Source organism: Mitsuaria sp. BK037, from assembly GCF_014193045.1.
GTDB lineage: Bacteria > Pseudomonadota > Gammaproteobacteria > Burkholderiales > Burkholderiaceae_C > Roseateles.
The window spans coordinates 309,443-323,713 of sequence record NZ_JACHYS010000004.1 but is presented as its reverse complement, the minus strand read 5'-3'; the positions used below and the strand labels follow the sequence as shown (position 1 = coordinate 323,713).

Genomic DNA, 14,271 nt, shown 5'->3' with positions numbered 1-14,271 from the left:
TAAGATCCCACGGTTGCGCTCACCCAACCCTCAACAATTCATGAAGACTGTCGCTTTCTTGTTGTCGAGTATGGTTTTGATGTCCGGCGCCGCCAACGCCGCCGAACCGCAAGCAGCCACCAAGCCCGATCTGACCAAGGGCCAGGCCATCAGCTCTCAAGTCTGCGCCGCCTGTCACACGGCGGACGGCTCCCGCGGCAGTCCCGCCAATCCCATCATCGCCGGCCAGCATGCCGACTACCTGGCCAAGCAGCTGCACGAGTTCAAGTCGGGCAAGCGCAAGAACGCGGTGATGTCGGGCATGGCCGCGCCGCTGTCGGATGCCGACATCCGCAACGTCTCGGCCTTCTACGCCAGCAAGGGCGCCAAGCCCGGCTTCGCGAAGAACAAGGAACTGATCGCCCTGGGCGAGAAGATCTACCGCGGCGGCATCGCCGACAAGCAGGTGCCCGCCTGCGCCGGCTGTCACAGCCCCAACGGCGCCGGCATCCCCGCGCAGTACCCCCGCCTGGGCGGCCAGCACAGCGACTACACCGAGGCCCAGCTGACCGCGTTCCGCGCTGGCGGCCGGCCCAACAGCCCGCAGATGCTGGCCATCGCCGCGAAGATGAGCGACCGCGAGATCAAGGCGGTCTCCGACTACATCGCCGGCCTGCGCTGAGCGGCCGTCTCCGCCACGCCCCTTTCGGGGCAGGTGCCGACGAACGAGGCCGGTGATCCGATCACCGGCCTTCGTTTTTGCCGGCCCTCGCCCGATTCGTCGTTCCGGGCAACGAGAATGCCGGCCATGACCGAGAAGTCCCCCGACCGTCCCCCCAGGCCCGCCGCCCAGGTGGCGGCCCGTGTCGCGCTCGACGACGCGATGGAGCTGCTGGCGTCGATGCGTTTCGCGATCGCGCTGCTGACGGTGATCTGCATCGCCTCCGTGATCGGCACGGTGGTGCAGCAGCAGCAACCGATGACGAACTACGTCAACCAGTTCGGGCCGTTCTGGTCGGAGCTGTTCGGCAAGCTCGACCTCTACACCGTCTACAGCGCCTGGTGGTTCCTGCTGATGCTGGGCTTCCTGGTCGTGTCGACCAGCCTGTGCATCGCGCGGCACACGCCCAGGATCCTGCGCGACCTGAAGACCTACAAGGAGACGATGCGGGAGCAGTCGATCCAGGCCTTCAAGCTCAAGGCGCTGGGCTACCTGCACATGAATCCGGAAGCGGCGCTGGGCCAGGTCAACGCCTGGCTGGCCGCCGAGGGCTGGAAGGCCCGCGCGCAGGTGCGCACCGGCGGCGTGATGATCGGCGCACGCAAGGGCGCGGCGCACAAGATCGGCTACCTGGCGGCGCACTCGGCCATCGTGCTGATCTGCCTGGGCGGGCTGCTCGACGGCAACCTGATCGTGCGCGCGATCATGTGGGCGCAGGGCAAGCAGATCTACCAGGGCGCCGACCTGAACCAGATGACGGCGGTCAACCGGCTGGGCACCTCCAATCCCAGCTTCCGCGGCAACCTGTTCGTGCCCGAGGGCAGCCGCTCGTCGACCGCGCTGCTGTCCATGCCCACCGGCGTGGTGGTGCAGGACCTGCCCTTCGACGTCGAGCTGAAGAAATTCATCGTCGAGTACTACGCGACCGGCATGCCCAAGCTGTTCGCGAGCGACATCGTCATCCACGACCGCCGCGATGGCTCGTCGACGAAGGCGACCGTCAAGGTCAACGAGCCGGTCACCTACCGCGGCGTCACGCTCTACCAGAGCAGCTTCGAGGACGGCGGCTCGGGCATGAAGCTCAAGCTGCGCTCGCTGCAGTCGCCGCACGACACGCCGCTGGACGCCAAGGTCAACGGCACGACGACGCTGACGGTGGACGGCGAGTCCTACGGCCTCGAGTTCACCGGGCTGCGCGTCATCAACGTCGAGAACTTCGCCAACGACGGCAAGGACCAGGCCGGCACCGACGTGCGCAAGGTCGACCTGGTGGGGCGGCTCGAGCAGCACCTGGGCTCGGGCGCGAACGTCAGCGACCGCAAGACGCTGCGCAACGTCGGCCCGTCCTTCAGCTACAAGCTGCGCGACGCCAGCGGCCAGGCGCGCGAGTACAACAACTACATGCTGCCGCTGGAGCTGGAGGGCCACCGGGTCTACCTGCTCGGCGTGCGCGACACGCTGGCCGACAACTTCCGCTACCTGCGCGTGCCGGTGGACAGCAAGGACAGCATGGAAAGCTGGCTGGCGCTGCGCCGCGTGCTGGCCGATCCGGCGCAGCGGCTGCTCGCGGCGCGGCAGTACGCGCTGGGCGCCAGCCCGCCCGACAAGCCGGCGATGCAGGCGCAGCTCGAGGCCACGGCGCTGCGCACGCTGACCCTGTTCGCCGGCGCCGAGGGCCTGAAGGCCGATGCGCCCGCGCAGGGCGCGGCGCTGGGCGGTCTGCCGGCGCTGTCGCAGTTCATCGAGCGCGAGGTGCCCGAGCCCGAGCGCGCCCGCGTGTCCGAGGTGCTGCTGCGCATCCTCAACGGCAGCCTGTTCGAGTTGCACAAGCAGGCCGAGGAGCAACTGGGCCGTCCCAAGCCGACGCCCGGCGACGCGACGCAGGCCTTCATGACGCAGGCGGTGCTGTCGCTGTCGGACGCGATGTTCTATCCCGCGCCGGTCCTGATGCAGCTGGACGACTTCCAGCAGGTCCAGGCCAGCGTGTTCCAGGTGACCCGCGCCCCTGGACAGACCCTGGTCTATCTGGGCGCCGTGTTGCTGATCGTCGGTGTGTTTGCGATGCTCTACGTCAAGGAGCGGCGGCTGTGGCTGTGGCTGGAGGCCGCGCCGGGACGCAGCGAACAGACCCGGGTCCGCATGGCCCTGTCCAGCAACCGCGATTCGCCCGACCTGCCCGTCGAATTCCAAGCGCTCAAGCAGCGGCTGCTGCATGAGGAGGCCTGACATGAACAGCACCTACTCCCCCGCCGAGTCGTCGGCCCTGCCCTCGCAGCTGCCGGGCGCGCACGAGGCGACGCCGCAGCGCTCGCTGGTGATCGGCCGGCGCGGCTACTTCCATGGCCGCAATGCGTTCGACTGGATCTTCGCGGCGCTGGTGCTGATCGGCGCGGGCTTCGCGTTCAGCCGCTATCACGCGTCGATGGACGTCTACGAGAAGGGCATCCTGGCCGGCGCGGCGCCGGCGCTGATCGCGCTGGGCTGGTTCTGGCGGCCGCTGCGGCCGCTGTGCCTGATCGTCGGCGCGGCCAGCCTGTTCGCGATCCAGCTCTACCTGCGGCAGACCGACGACTTCGGCGCCGACCTGGCCGCGGCCGACAAGGTCTTCTTCCTGAAGTACATGCTGTCCAGCCAGAGCGCGATCCTGTGGATGAGCGTGCTGGTCTGGATGAGCACCCTCTTCTACTGGCTGGGCTTCTTCCAGAAGGCCGGCGGCCACAGCGCGGCCGAGGCGATCGGCACCCGGCTGGCCTGGGGCGCGGTGGGCATGGCGCTGATCGGCACGATGGTGCGCTGGTTCGAGAGCCACCAGATCGCGCCCGACATCGGCCACATCCCGGTGAGCAACCTCTACGAGGTCTTCGTGCTCTTCACCTGGCTGACGACGCTGATGTACCTGTACTACGAGCAGCGCTTCGCCACGCGCGCGCTGGGCGCCTACGTGATGCTGGTGGTCAGCGCGGCGGTCGGCTTCCTGCTCTGGTACACGGTGGCGCGCGAGGCGCATGAGATCCAGCCGCTGGTGCCCGCGCTGCAGAGCTGGTGGATGAAGATCCATGTGCCGGCGAACTTCATCGGCTACGGCAGCTTCGCCATGGCGGCGATGGTGGCGCTGGCGACGCTGCTCAAGACCGCGACGCCGCGCGCGCTGGTGATCGGCCTGATCGGCGTGCCGGTGGGGCTGGTGGCGGTGCTCCTGGCCTTCCGCTTCGGCGCGAACGTGTCGCCGGAGCTGGCCGCCGGCCTGAACGGCTGGGCCGGCAAGATGGCCGGCGTGGCGGTGTTCCTGGCGGCGAGCGTCGCGCTGCGCGGCCCGCTGACGGCGCGGTTGCCGGCGCTGTCGACGCTGGACGACCTGGCCTACAAGGCGATCGCGCTGGGCTTCGCCTTCTTCACGATCGCGACCATCCTGGGCGCCTTCTGGGCCGCCGAGGCCTGGGGCGGCTACTGGAGCTGGGACCCGAAGGAAACCTGGGCGCTGATCGTCTGGCTGAACTACGCGGCCTGGCTACACATGCGGCTGATGAAGGGCCTGCGCGGCGTGGTGAGCGCCTGGTGGGCGCTGATCGGCCTGCTGGTCACGACCTTCGCCTTCCTGGGCGTCAACATGTTCCTGTCGGGCCTGCATTCCTACGGCACGCTGTAAGGCGGCACGGCCACGATCGAGGGCGGCGTCGGGCGAGGAGTCCACGCCGCCCTCCTTCTTTCGAGGTAGGCCGCGCCACGCGCCGGGTCCCCTCCGGGCCCTGAACGAGGGGACTTAAGCGCGATCTCATGAAATCCCGCAGCAGGCGGCGTAAGGTGCGAGGCTTCCCTCCCCCCGAAGGTCAGCCATGCATTTCCACAAGCCACGCGACGGCCAGCGCATCCCCGCTTCCGAGATCACGCCCCGCGAGGTCCACGACGCCCGCCGCGACTGGCTGAAGACGGCGGGCGCGCTGGGCCTGACCGGGATCGGCCTGAGCGGCCTGTCCGCGGGCGTCCAGGCCCAGACGGCGGGCCCGGGCAAGCTGGCGAAGCTGCCCGGCGCGAAGAGCGCCGTCGCGGGCGCCACCGTCATGGAGAAGCTGACCGCCTACAAGGATGTCACTTCCTACAACAACTTCTATGAGTTCGGCACCGACAAGTCGGACCCGGCGGAGAACGCCCACACGCTGAAGCCGCGGCCCTGGTCCGTGGTCATCGAGGGCGAGTGCGCCAAGCCGGGCCGCTTCGGCCTGGAGGACCTGCTCAAGGTCGCCCCGATGGAGGAGCGCGTCTACCGGCTGCGCTGCGTCGAGGGCTGGTCGATGGTGATCCCGTGGGTGGGGTACTCGCTGTCGGAGCTGCTGAAGAAGGCGGAGCCGACCGGCAAGGCCAGGTACGTCGAGTTCACGACGCTGGCCGACAAGGCGCAGATGCCGGGCGTGCGCTCGGGCGTGCTGGACTGGCCCTATGTCGAGGGCCTGCGCATCGACGAAGCGATGCATCCGCTGACGCTGATGGCCTTCGGCCTGTACGGCGAGGTGCTGCCCAACCAGAACGGCGCGCCGCTGCGGCTGGTGGTGCCCTGGAAGTACGGCTTCAAGTCGGCCAAGTCCATCGTCAAGATCCGCTTCGTCGAGAAGCAGCCGGTGAGCAGTTGGACCAAGGCGGCGCAACAGGAATACGGCTTCTATTCCAACGTCAACCCGACGGTCGACCACCCGCGCTGGAGCCAGGCCACCGAGCGCCGCATCGGCGAGGACGGCCTCTTCGCCAAGCGCCGCCCGACGCTGATGTTCAACGGCTACGAGGCGCAGGTCGGGCAGCTGTACGCCGGCATGGACCTGAAGAAGAACTTCTGAGCGCGGCGCGCCGCCCGGCCCCACCGCGGCCACCGGACGCCGCCGCCGGCCATCGCCATTGCATCCACCGATGACCTCCGTTCCCCCTTCCACCGCTGCCACGTCCACCTCCGCGACGGCGCCGGCTGCCGCGCGCCGCGCGCCGGCGAGGCGTCATCCGCTGCTGCATCCGGCGGCCAAGGTCGTGCTTTTCCTGCTGTGCCTGCTGCCGCTGGCCTGGTACGTCTTCGGCGCCTTCACCGAGCGGCTGGGCGCGAACCCGGCCGAGACGCTGATCCGCGGCCTGGGCGACTGGGCACTGCGCCTGCTGTGGATCACGCTGGCGGTGACGCCGCTGCGCACCTGGACGAACCAGCCGGCGCTGGCGCGCTTCCGCCGGATGCTGGGCCTGTTCGCCTTCTTCTACGCCAGCCTGCACCTGCTGGCCTACGGCTGGCTGGACAAGGGGCTGGACCTGGCCGACATCCTGCGCGACATCGGCAAGCGGCCCTTCATCCTGATGGGCTTCACCGCCTGGCTGCTGCTGGTGCCGCTGGCGGCGACCTCGTTCAACCGCGCGATCAAGGCACTGGGCGCGCCGCGCTGGCAGGCGCTGCACAAGCTGGTGTACGCGATCGCGATCGTCGGGCTGATGCACTTCATCTGGATGCGCGCCGGCAAGAACAACTTCGCCGAGCCGCTGGTCTATGGCTCGATCCTGGCGGTGCTGCTGGGATGGCGGGCGTTTCGGCGGATGAAGCGCTGAACGGGCGCGGCGGTCGCGGTCGCTACGCCGCTATGCTCGGCGACTTCGGCCGCCGTTGACTCATGCTGAGCCTGCACCCCGTCTCCGAGCGCGACGTCGTCGCGCTGCGTCGCTTCGAAATCGACAACCGTGCGTTCTTCGAGTCGCACATCAATGCCCGGCCGCCGGCCTATTACGACGCGGGCGGCATCGAGGCCGCCGTCGCCACCGCGCTGCGGGAGGCCGCTGCCGACATCGGCCACCAGTACCTGATCCGCGATGCGGATGGCGAGCTCGTCGGACGCATCAACCTGAGCCATGTGCGCCGCAGGCATTTCCACTCGTGCGAGTTGGGCTACCGGATCGCGGAGCGGGCCAATGGCCGGGGCCATGCGAAGGAGGCAGTGAAGCTGGTGCTGGCCAAGGCCTTCGACGAGCTCGGCCTGGTCCGGATCGAGGCGAAAGCACGAGCCGGGAACCTCGGCTCGCTCAAGGTCCTGCGACACAACGGCTTCACCGAGTTCGGCCGATCCATGCGCAGCTTCCAGCTCCACGACGAGTGGGAAGACATGCTGCACTTCGAGCGCCGAGCGCCCGGTCGCTGAGCCGGTCGCTACCGGCGCTCGACCGCCCGCAGCAAGTCGGCCAGGCGCTCCGGCCACACCGTCTCGGTGGTGGACGCCAGCTCCTCCGCTGACCACCAGCGGTGATCCGCCATCACCTCCTGCTCCAGCGCCGTCCAGCCCTCGCGAGACAGCCGCCGATCGGCGACGCGTACGACGAAGAAGCGTTCCTGCGCCCACACGCGTTCGCCGTCGGGCAGCAGCAGTTCAAAGTCGCGCGACGCGATCGCCGGGCCGATCTCGCGCACGACGATTCCCGTCTCCTCGCGCAGCTCGCGGATCGCGGCCTCGGCGAAGCTCTCGCCATCCTCGACGCCGCCGCCCGGCGTCGCCCAGAAGTCCTGACCCGCCATCGGGCCAGTCTTGTGCACGAAGCGGAAGAGCAGCACATGGCCCTCAGGATCGAGGACGAGCAGTCGCGCCGAAGGGCGACGTCGCATCGAGGCTGGAGGAACGGTCGAATCGGTCTGAGCAGTCGGAGCGGTCATGGGCGGCGATTCTCTGCGCGAGGCGCCTACCGTGTCCTCCGGCCTGTGCGTGCCACACGCCGATACTCGCGCGATCGCCTCTCCTTCACGCGACATGACCGACGACGCCGAGACCGACGACCTCCGTGAGATGCCCGCTTCCGCGCCGTCGCTGCCACCGTCGCTGGCCGGGGCGCTCGCAGGCCGCGAGTGGCACCGCAATCTGGTCGGCGAGGCCGGCGCCCTCGTGCATCGGCTGCGGCGCGAGGGCTCGCCCGATCTCTACCTGAAGCACGGCGATGGGGAAGCCGCAACAGCCATCGTCGATGAATTCGCCCGGCTGCGCTGGCTCAGCGGGCGCTGGCCCGTGCCGGCGATCGCGCATTTCGAGGCAACGGGCGGGACCGCCTGGCTGCTGACGCAGGCCCTGCCCGGCCGCACCGCCTACGAATGGCTCGAAGCGGCGCCGGATCGCGCGCCGGCGATCGTCGCGTCGATCGGGCGCTGCCTGCGCCGCCTGCATGCGCTGCCGGTGGAGACCTGCCCGTTCAGCGCGAGCCACCGCCTGCAACTGGACCTCGCCCGCCAGCGGCTCGAGGCCGGGTTGATCGACGCCGACGACTTCGACGACGCGCGCCAGGGCTGGACGCCCGAGCAGGTGTGGCGCGCGCTCGGCGACCTGCTGCCGCTGGAGGAAGACCGCGTCGTCAGCCACGGTGACTTCTCGCTCGACAACCTCCTGATGAGCGCCGAGGGCGAGGTGGCCGGCGTGATCGACGTCGGCCGCGCCGGCATCGCCGACCGTTATCGCGACCTCGCGATCCTAGCCAACGGCCTCGACGAGTTCGGTCCGGCGCTGGGCGAGGTCTTCTTCTCGGCCTACGGCATCACCGCGCCTGACGCACGCAAGCTCGAGTTCCATCTGCTGCTGGACGAGTGCTTCTGAGGCCGCGGCGCGCTGTCGCCGCCCCTGCCTCCGGCTGAGCCGACCTATACCAACGCAGGATGTCGGCGGCCGCGTCGCGCTCCTACCCTTGCGCCCGGGGTCGACGCTCGGCGCGCGGCCCGCAGGACCGAGTAGAAAGGACGCCCGCCGTGTTCCATGCCGCCTTCGCCCGCATCCAGGTGCGGGTCGCCCATTCCGACCCCGTCGTCGCCGCCGGCCTGGCCAGCCTGCTGTCGCGCGAGGGGGACATCGACGTCCTCGACGACCGCATCGAGCTGCCGGGCGTCGCGCGCGCGGGCCGACGGACCGACGTCGTCATCGCCGACTACGCCCGCGCCATGGCGCTGGCCGCCCTGCGCGCCAGCGACGACGCCGACCGCGCGACCGGCTTGGGCGAGACCTCCGCGCCGCGGGTGATGGTCCTCACCGCCCACGACCGCGAACAGGACGTGCGCAGCGCGCTGGAGGCCGGCGTGGACGGGTATGTCGAGCTGGGCTGCGCGTCGCAGGAACTGGTGGCCGGCGTGCGGCACCTGGCGCGCGGCTCGCGTTACCTGAGCGCGCTCGCCGCCCGGCGCGTCGCCGACAGCATGACGCGCTGCCGCCTCACCGGCCGCGAGCGCCAGGTGCTGCGCCTGGTCGCCGACGGCAAGAGCAACAAGGCGATCGCGCTGGCGCTGGACATCTCGGCCGGCACGGTGAAGACACACATGAAGGGCATCCTGGGCAAGCTCGCCGCCGCCACCCGCACCCAGGCGGCCACGATCGCGCGGGAGCGCGGCCTGCTCGCGGCCGACAGCGCGGTGCTCTGAGCGCGCGGGCCGGTCGGGAGATCCGACCCGGTCGGCCGTGACACGCGTCACCGGCTGGCGCCCCGTCGCGTCCGCAGAAGGCCCCCGATGGCGGTTTCCGGCGCTCATCCGGGATAATCCCCGGTTTGCTCGGGATGGCGGACGCCGCCTCGCCGGGCCCGGGCCGGGCTGACCGGCCTCCCTGCGCCGGCGCCCCGCCGGCCGACGCCACGCCTGCCCATGTCCCAGAACTCGCCCGACCGCCTGCCCGCCAGCCTGCCCGCGCTCGTCGATGCCGCCATCGTCGGCGGCGGTCCGGCCGGATGCAGCGCCGCCAGCTGGCTGACCCAGCTGGGCCTGAGCGTCGCGCTGATCGAGCGCGCCCCGCGCCTGTGCGACAGCCTGCGCCCGCTCGAGTACCGCCAGGACTGGTTGCTCGGCGCGCCCGGCGAGTCGCTCGCCGAGCTGGGCGAGCGCTACGCGGCCCACATCACCGCCCAGTCCGGCGTGCACGCGCTGACGGACCAGACGATCCACCACCTCGATTGGCAGGCGGAACAGGGCTGGACGCTCTACTTCGACGGCGGCCCGGCCTTCGCCGTCAACGCGCCGGATGCCGCCGACGCCCCCGGCGCACGCGACGCGGCCGGCCTGCGCCCGCTGCGCGCCCGCGCGCTGCTGCTCGCCACCGGCCTGACGCCGCGCCATCCGGCGCCGCTGTACCCCGCCAGCGACCGCCACGACCGGGTGCTCGACGCGGTCGAGCTGACGGCGGTCCGCGACCGTCTGCCGCCCGGCAAGGTGCTGCTGCTGGGCGGCGGCGACAACGCCGTCGAGAACGCGCTGTACCTCGCCGGTCGCGGCCATGCGGTCACGCTCTGGTCGCGCTCCGAGTGGCGCGCGCAAAGCCACCTGGTCCAGCAGCTGGACAGCCTGCCCGGCCTGCGCCGCCGTCCCGCTCAAGCCTTGCCGACCGCGGTCACCGCCTCGGCCGAAGGGGTGGTCGTCACCTCCAAGGCGCACGGCGAGGAAGCGTTCGACCATGTCGCGGTGCTGCTCGGTTACGAGCCCGAGCCCTCCGCCTGGCTCAAGGTCGCCGATGCGCTGCAGCGGGCCGGCGTCACCGCGCCCTCGCAGCCCTTCCGCGACGAACCGCGTTTCGGCGTGCTGGGCCTGTTCGTGGCCGGCGACGCCAGCGGCCGCCAGCATCCCTGCGTGCAGACCGCGCTGGGCGACGGCGTCGTCGCGGCCAAGCAGATCGAGGCCTTCCTGCGCCCGCTGCGCGAGTCGCAGCCGCCGCCCGCGCTGCGCCGCAACAACCGCCAGGTCATCCACATCAACGGGCTGCGCTTCGGCGCCAACCTCGGCGTGCTCGACTTCGAGCGCGAGGGCCCGCAACCGATCCAGGTCGACGCCGAAGTGAACCTCGGCGCCCAGACCATCGTCTCGCGCGATGCCGACATCGGCCACGTGCTGGACTACCGCCGCGTGCGCGCGATCATCATCGACGAGTGCACCGCCGAACACACCGACCTGCTCGAGGCCCTGCTGGGCAAGCTCAGCGTCCGGCTGATGAAGCTGCCGGGCGTGGTGGGCGTGCGCATCAAGGTGACCAAGCTCGAAATCTTCCCCGACTGCCAGGTCGCGATCTCCGCCGAATGTGGCACCTGGTAGGACCACCCCCTACGCGCTGACGCGCGCCCCCTCAAGGGGGCGGGCCTGGCGGCCCGGCAGTGCCGGTTCCGCAGGCCCCGCTTGACGAATACATTGAGGACAGAACATGACCGACTCGACCACCACCCTTGAAGGCCTCGACCTGGCCGCCGCGGACGCCGCGGCCAAGAAGCATGCGCATGAGATGAACAAGCTCAGCAAGCGCCTGCATCGCCAGGTGGGCCAGGCGATCGCCGACTTCAACATGATCGAGGACGGCGACAAGGTCATGGTCTGCGTGTCCGGCGGCAAGGACAGCTACTCGCTGCTGGACATCCTGATCAACCTGCGCGACCGCGCGCCGATCAAGTTCGACATCGTCGCCGTCAACCTCGACCAGAAACAACCCGGCTTCCCGGAGGACGTGCTGCCGGCCTACCTGAAGTCGCGCGGCGTGGACTTCCACATCGAGGAGCAGGACACCTACTCCATCGTCAAGCGCCTGGTGCCGGAGGGCAAGACGACCTGCTCGCTGTGCTCGCGACTGCGTCGCGGCATCCTGTACCGCGTGGCGGGGGAACTGGGCGCGACCAAGATCGCGCTGGGCCACCACCGCGACGACATCGTCACCACGCTGATGCTGAACATGTTCTTCGGCAGCCGGATGAAGGGCATGCCGCCCAAGCTGGTCAGCGACGACGGGAAGAACGTCGTGATCCGGCCGCTGGCGTATGTGAAGGAGTCGGACCTGGAACGCTGGGCCGAGCACCGCGAGTTCCCGATCATTCCGTGCAACCTGTGCGGCAGCCAGCCCAACCTCCAGCGCGCGACGGTGAAGGCGATGCTGCAGGATTGGGACCGCCGCTTCCCGGGGCGTGTCGACAACATGTTCACCGCGATGGGGAACATCGTGACCTCGCACATGATGGATCGCGAGCTGTTCCCGTTCCAGACGATCAAGGCCACCGGGGCGCCGGTCGCCGATGGGGACATCGCGTTTGATGAGGATGAGCAGTGCGGCACGCCGGCGCCGGCCACCGGCGTCGTCAAGTTGGTCCGCCCCGGGCAAGCCCCGGCACCGCTGGACGACGCCGGCGAGGCCTATCCGGCCGCCGACGAGTGAGCGCCCATCGCTGGAGTGACAACGGTTCATGCGTGAGGGCTAGCGACCGTAGCAGTGATGCCGCACGCCGGCTTCGTGCTTCCATACGAAGAGATACCCCGCATTGACCGTGCCGTCACGCGGCGCCCACACACGGGTCAACCGCGCGAGGCCACAATCGTTGCACCGTCACGCCGCGTACTGGCGTCACCGGGCGCGGCAACTGCCCCGGCTGACGACCGTCAGCGGCATTTGACCTGGAGGTTTCCATGTTCACCTTGAATCGTCGACTGGCCCTGGCGAGCCTCGGCGCGGCAGCCGTGCTGTCGCTCACCGCGTGTGCCTCGCTCAATTCCGTTTCGGCCGATGCCCAGAGCTTCGGCTCCTGGCCCGCCGCCCGGCAGGCGGGCACCTTCGCCTTCGAGCGGCTGCCCTCGCAGCAACGCGACGCCGCGGGTCAGGCGACGCTCGAGGACGCCGCCCGTGGCGCGCTGCTCAAGGCCGGCTTCACCGAGGCCAGCGATCCGAAGGCGGCGGACGTGCTGGTGTCGCTCGGTGCCCGCATCACCCGCACCGCCACCGCGCCGTGGGACGACCCGCTGTGGTGGCGCTGGAACGGCAGCTACTGGGGCTGGCGCTACGGCCCGGCCTGGCGGCCGTACTACAGCCGCTGGGGCTACGCCTACCCGATGGACCCGATGATGGAGCGCCGCTACGACCGCGAAGTCGCCATGCTGCTGCGCGACCGCAAGTCCAACGAGCCGCTGTACGAGGCCCGCGCCTCCAGTGACGGCTTCACCGAGGGCGGCAAGGAGCTGTTCGGCGCGCTGTTCGAGGCCTCGATGGCCGACTTCCCGGCCACCCGCCCCGAGCCGCACCGCGTGAGCGTGCAGCTGACGCCTTCCAAGTAAGGCCTTCGGGCGCCGGACCCCGGTGGGTCGCCGCGGACGGCGCCCGCCGCCGGTGCCAACAAACGGCGACAACCGGTCACGGCGCCGCCCTCAGGGGCGTCGCGGGCGACCCCGATAATCGCGGTCTCTCCAACAGGGAACCGCGATTTTTCTTATGTCGCTGAACATCGTCGTCATGGCCGCGGGCAAGGGCACCCGCATGAAGTCCAGCCTGCCCAAGGTGCTCCACAAGCTGGCCGGCCGCGCGTTGCTGCGACACGTGCTGGCCAACACCGCGTCCCTGCAGGCGGACGCGCGCATCGTCATCACCGGCCACGGCGCCGACCAGGTCGAGGCGGCCATCGGTGGCGAAGGCGTGCGCTTCGTGCGTCAGGAGCCGCAGCTGGGCACCGGCCATGCGATCCAGCAGACCGTCCCGGCGCTCACGGCCGGCGGCAGCACGCTCATCCTCAGCGGCGACACCCCGCTCATCAGCACCGCCACGACGCGTGCCCTGGTCGAGGCCTGCGGCGGCGAGCGGCTGGTGCTGCTGACCATCGAATACGCCGATCCCACCGGCTACGGCCGCATCGTGCGCGATGGCGAGCAGGTCAAGGCCATCGTCGAGCACAAGGACGCCAGCGACGAGCAGCGCCGCCTCCGCGAGTGCTACACCGGCATCATGGCCGCGCCGACCGAGGCGCTGAAGCGCTGGGTCGGCCAGCTCGACAACAAGAACGCGCAGGGCGAGTACTACCTGACCGACATCGTCGCGATGGCGGTCGCCGAGGGCGTGCCGGTGGTCGGCGTGAAGACCGCGGACGAGACCGAGGTCCTGGGCGTCAACAGCCCGTCCCAGCTGGCGCACCTGGAGCGCCGCTTCCAGCTCGTGCAGGCCGAGGCCTTGATGACTGCCGGCGTGCGCCTGGCCGATCCTTCGCGCTTCGACCTGCGCGGCACGCTGCACTGCGGCAAGGATGTCGAGATCGACGTCAACTGCGTCTTCGAAGGCGAGGTCACCTTGGGCGACGGCGTGCGCATCGGCGCCAACTGCGTGATCCGCAACGCCACGATCGGCGTCGGCGCCCGCATCCATGAGTTCACCCACATCGACGGCGAGGCCGCTGGCGCCAGCGTCGGCGAGGGCGCGCTCATCGGCCCCTTCGCGCGGCTGCGCCCGGGTGCCCGGCTGGGCGCCGAAGTCCACATCGGCAACTTCGTCGAGGTCAAGAACTCCACGCTGGCCAAGGGGGCCAAGGCCAATCACCTGGCCTACCTCGGCGATGCCACGGTGGGCGAGCGGGTCAACTACGGCGCCGGCAGCATCACTGCCAACTACGACGGCGCCAACAAACACCGCACCACCATCGGCGCGGACGTGCACGTCGGTTCCAACTGCGTGCTGGTGGCCCCGGTCACCCTGGGCGACGGCGCCACCATCGGCGGAGGTTCCACCATCACCAAGGACGTCGAGCCGGGCGGGCTCGCTGTGGCGCGCGGCCGACAAACCGTGATTTCCGGCTGGTCCCGCCCCAAGAAGGTGAAGTGA

13 protein-coding genes and 1 pseudogene are annotated in these 14,271 nt (G+C 70.1%); 13 read left to right on the top strand and 1 reads right to left on the bottom strand.

The features are described from left to right. Nucleotides 1-70 precede the first annotated feature (70 nt). From FHT37_RS22400 to FHT37_RS22375, 6 genes are all read left to right on the top strand, one after another. Entirely contained in the window at nt 71-661 is a 591-nt protein-coding gene (locus FHT37_RS22400) for a c-type cytochrome (RefSeq protein WP_409072721.1), read from the top strand. A 126-nt stretch (nt 662-787) separates the two neighbouring features. Then, entirely contained in the window at nt 788-2,926 is a 2,139-nt protein-coding gene (locus FHT37_RS22395; RefSeq protein ID WP_254783165.1) for a cytochrome c biogenesis protein ResB, read from the top strand. 1 nt (nt 2,927) lies between these two features. Then, the gene (ccsB, locus tag FHT37_RS22390; RefSeq protein WP_183484760.1) at nt 2,928-4,346 is read left to right on the top strand and encodes a c-type cytochrome biogenesis protein CcsB; all 1,419 of its coding nucleotides are present in this window, start codon (nt 2,928-2,930) and stop codon (nt 4,344-4,346) included. Nucleotides 4,347-4,533: 187 nt separating this feature from the next. Continuing rightward, nucleotides 4,534-5,526, top strand: coding sequence for a protein-methionine-sulfoxide reductase catalytic subunit MsrP (msrP, locus tag FHT37_RS22385; RefSeq protein WP_091720610.1), 993 nt, complete (start codon nt 4,534-4,536; stop codon nt 5,524-5,526). Nucleotides 5,527-5,596: 70 nt separating this feature from the next. Further along, nucleotides 5,597-6,271 carry a sulfite oxidase heme-binding subunit YedZ gene (locus FHT37_RS22380; protein WP_091720606.1) on the top strand — a complete coding sequence of 225 codons (675 nt, stop codon included), beginning with the start codon at nt 5,597-5,599 and terminating at the stop codon, nt 6,269-6,271. A 62-nt stretch (nt 6,272-6,333) separates the two neighbouring features. Further along, the gene (locus FHT37_RS22375; protein ID WP_183484758.1) at nt 6,334-6,855 is read left to right on the top strand and encodes a GNAT family N-acetyltransferase; all 522 of its coding nucleotides are present in this window, start codon (nt 6,334-6,336) and stop codon (nt 6,853-6,855) included. A gap of 8 nt (nt 6,856-6,863) precedes the next feature. Here the strand turns inward: FHT37_RS22375 and FHT37_RS22370 are convergent, their stop codons facing one another. Then, nucleotides 6,864-7,313, bottom strand: a complete 450-nt coding sequence (locus tag FHT37_RS22370; protein ID WP_183484756.1) for an NUDIX hydrolase — start codon at nt 7,311-7,313, stop codon at nt 6,864-6,866. A 142-nt stretch (nt 7,314-7,455) separates the two neighbouring features. On the opposite strand from FHT37_RS22370, the gene FHT37_RS22365 reads away from it, so the two are divergent. The 7 genes and pseudogenes from FHT37_RS22365 (at nt 7,456) to glmU (ending at nt 14,271) form a co-directional block, all read left to right on the top strand. Continuing rightward, the gene (locus FHT37_RS22365) at nt 7,456-8,286 is read left to right on the top strand and encodes an APH(3') family aminoglycoside O-phosphotransferase (RefSeq protein WP_255489908.1); all 831 of its coding nucleotides are present in this window, start codon (nt 7,456-7,458) and stop codon (nt 8,284-8,286) included. 149 nt (nt 8,287-8,435) lie between these two features. After that, entirely contained in the window at nt 8,436-9,098 is a 663-nt protein-coding gene (locus FHT37_RS25730) for a response regulator transcription factor (RefSeq protein ID WP_183484754.1), read from the top strand. Nucleotides 9,099-9,317: 219 nt separating this feature from the next. Further along, a pseudogene (locus FHT37_RS22355) lies at nt 9,318-10,298 on the top strand (FAD-dependent oxidoreductase); the annotation flags it as partial. An 84-nt stretch (nt 10,299-10,382) separates the two neighbouring features. Continuing rightward, a complete protein-coding gene (locus tag FHT37_RS25520) occupies nt 10,383-10,751 on the top strand; it encodes a dihydroneopterin aldolase (RefSeq protein WP_254783363.1) in 369 nt (122 codons plus the stop codon). 106 nt (nt 10,752-10,857) lie between these two features. After that, on the top strand, nt 10,858-11,853 hold the full coding sequence (gene ttcA / locus FHT37_RS22350; RefSeq protein ID WP_183484750.1) for a tRNA 2-thiocytidine(32) synthetase TtcA: 996 nt from the start codon (nt 10,858-10,860) through the stop codon (nt 11,851-11,853). 248 nt (nt 11,854-12,101) lie between these two features. Beyond that, the gene (locus FHT37_RS22345; protein WP_091720579.1) at nt 12,102-12,743 is read left to right on the top strand and encodes a DUF4136 domain-containing protein; all 642 of its coding nucleotides are present in this window, start codon (nt 12,102-12,104) and stop codon (nt 12,741-12,743) included. 154 nt (nt 12,744-12,897) lie between these two features. Next, nucleotides 12,898-14,271, top strand: coding sequence for a bifunctional UDP-N-acetylglucosamine diphosphorylase/glucosamine-1-phosphate N-acetyltransferase GlmU (gene glmU, locus FHT37_RS22340; RefSeq protein WP_183484748.1), 1,374 nt, complete (start codon nt 12,898-12,900; stop codon nt 14,269-14,271).

What these genes read in the sequence shown, in the direction of transcription:
- FHT37_RS22400 (WP_409072721.1), top strand. Translation starts at nt 71, where the DNA reads ATGGTTTTGATGTCCGGCGCCGCCAACGCCGCCGAACCGCAAGCAGCC.
- FHT37_RS22395 (WP_254783165.1), top strand. Translation starts at nt 788, where the DNA reads ATGACCGAGAAGTCCCCCGACCGTCCCCCCAGGCCCGCCGCCCAGGTG.
- ccsB (WP_183484760.1), top strand. Translation starts at nt 2,928, where the DNA reads ATGAACAGCACCTACTCCCCCGCCGAGTCGTCGGCCCTGCCCTCGCAG.
- msrP (WP_091720610.1), top strand. Translation starts at nt 4,534, where the DNA reads ATGCATTTCCACAAGCCACGCGACGGCCAGCGCATCCCCGCTTCCGAG.
- FHT37_RS22380 (WP_091720606.1), top strand. Translation starts at nt 5,597, where the DNA reads ATGACCTCCGTTCCCCCTTCCACCGCTGCCACGTCCACCTCCGCGACG.
- FHT37_RS22375 (WP_183484758.1), top strand. Translation starts at nt 6,334, where the DNA reads ATGCTGAGCCTGCACCCCGTCTCCGAGCGCGACGTCGTCGCGCTGCGT.
- FHT37_RS22370 (WP_183484756.1), bottom strand. Translation starts at nt 7,313, where the DNA reads ATGCGACGTCGCCCTTCGGCGCGACTGCTCGTCCTCGATCCTGAGGGC.
- FHT37_RS22365 (WP_255489908.1), top strand. Translation starts at nt 7,456, where the DNA reads ATGACCGACGACGCCGAGACCGACGACCTCCGTGAGATGCCCGCTTCC.
- ttcA (WP_183484750.1), top strand. Translation starts at nt 10,858, where the DNA reads ATGACCGACTCGACCACCACCCTTGAAGGCCTCGACCTGGCCGCCGCG.
- FHT37_RS22345 (WP_091720579.1), top strand. Translation starts at nt 12,102, where the DNA reads ATGTTCACCTTGAATCGTCGACTGGCCCTGGCGAGCCTCGGCGCGGCA.
- glmU (WP_183484748.1), top strand. Translation starts at nt 12,898, where the DNA reads ATGTCGCTGAACATCGTCGTCATGGCCGCGGGCAAGGGCACCCGCATG.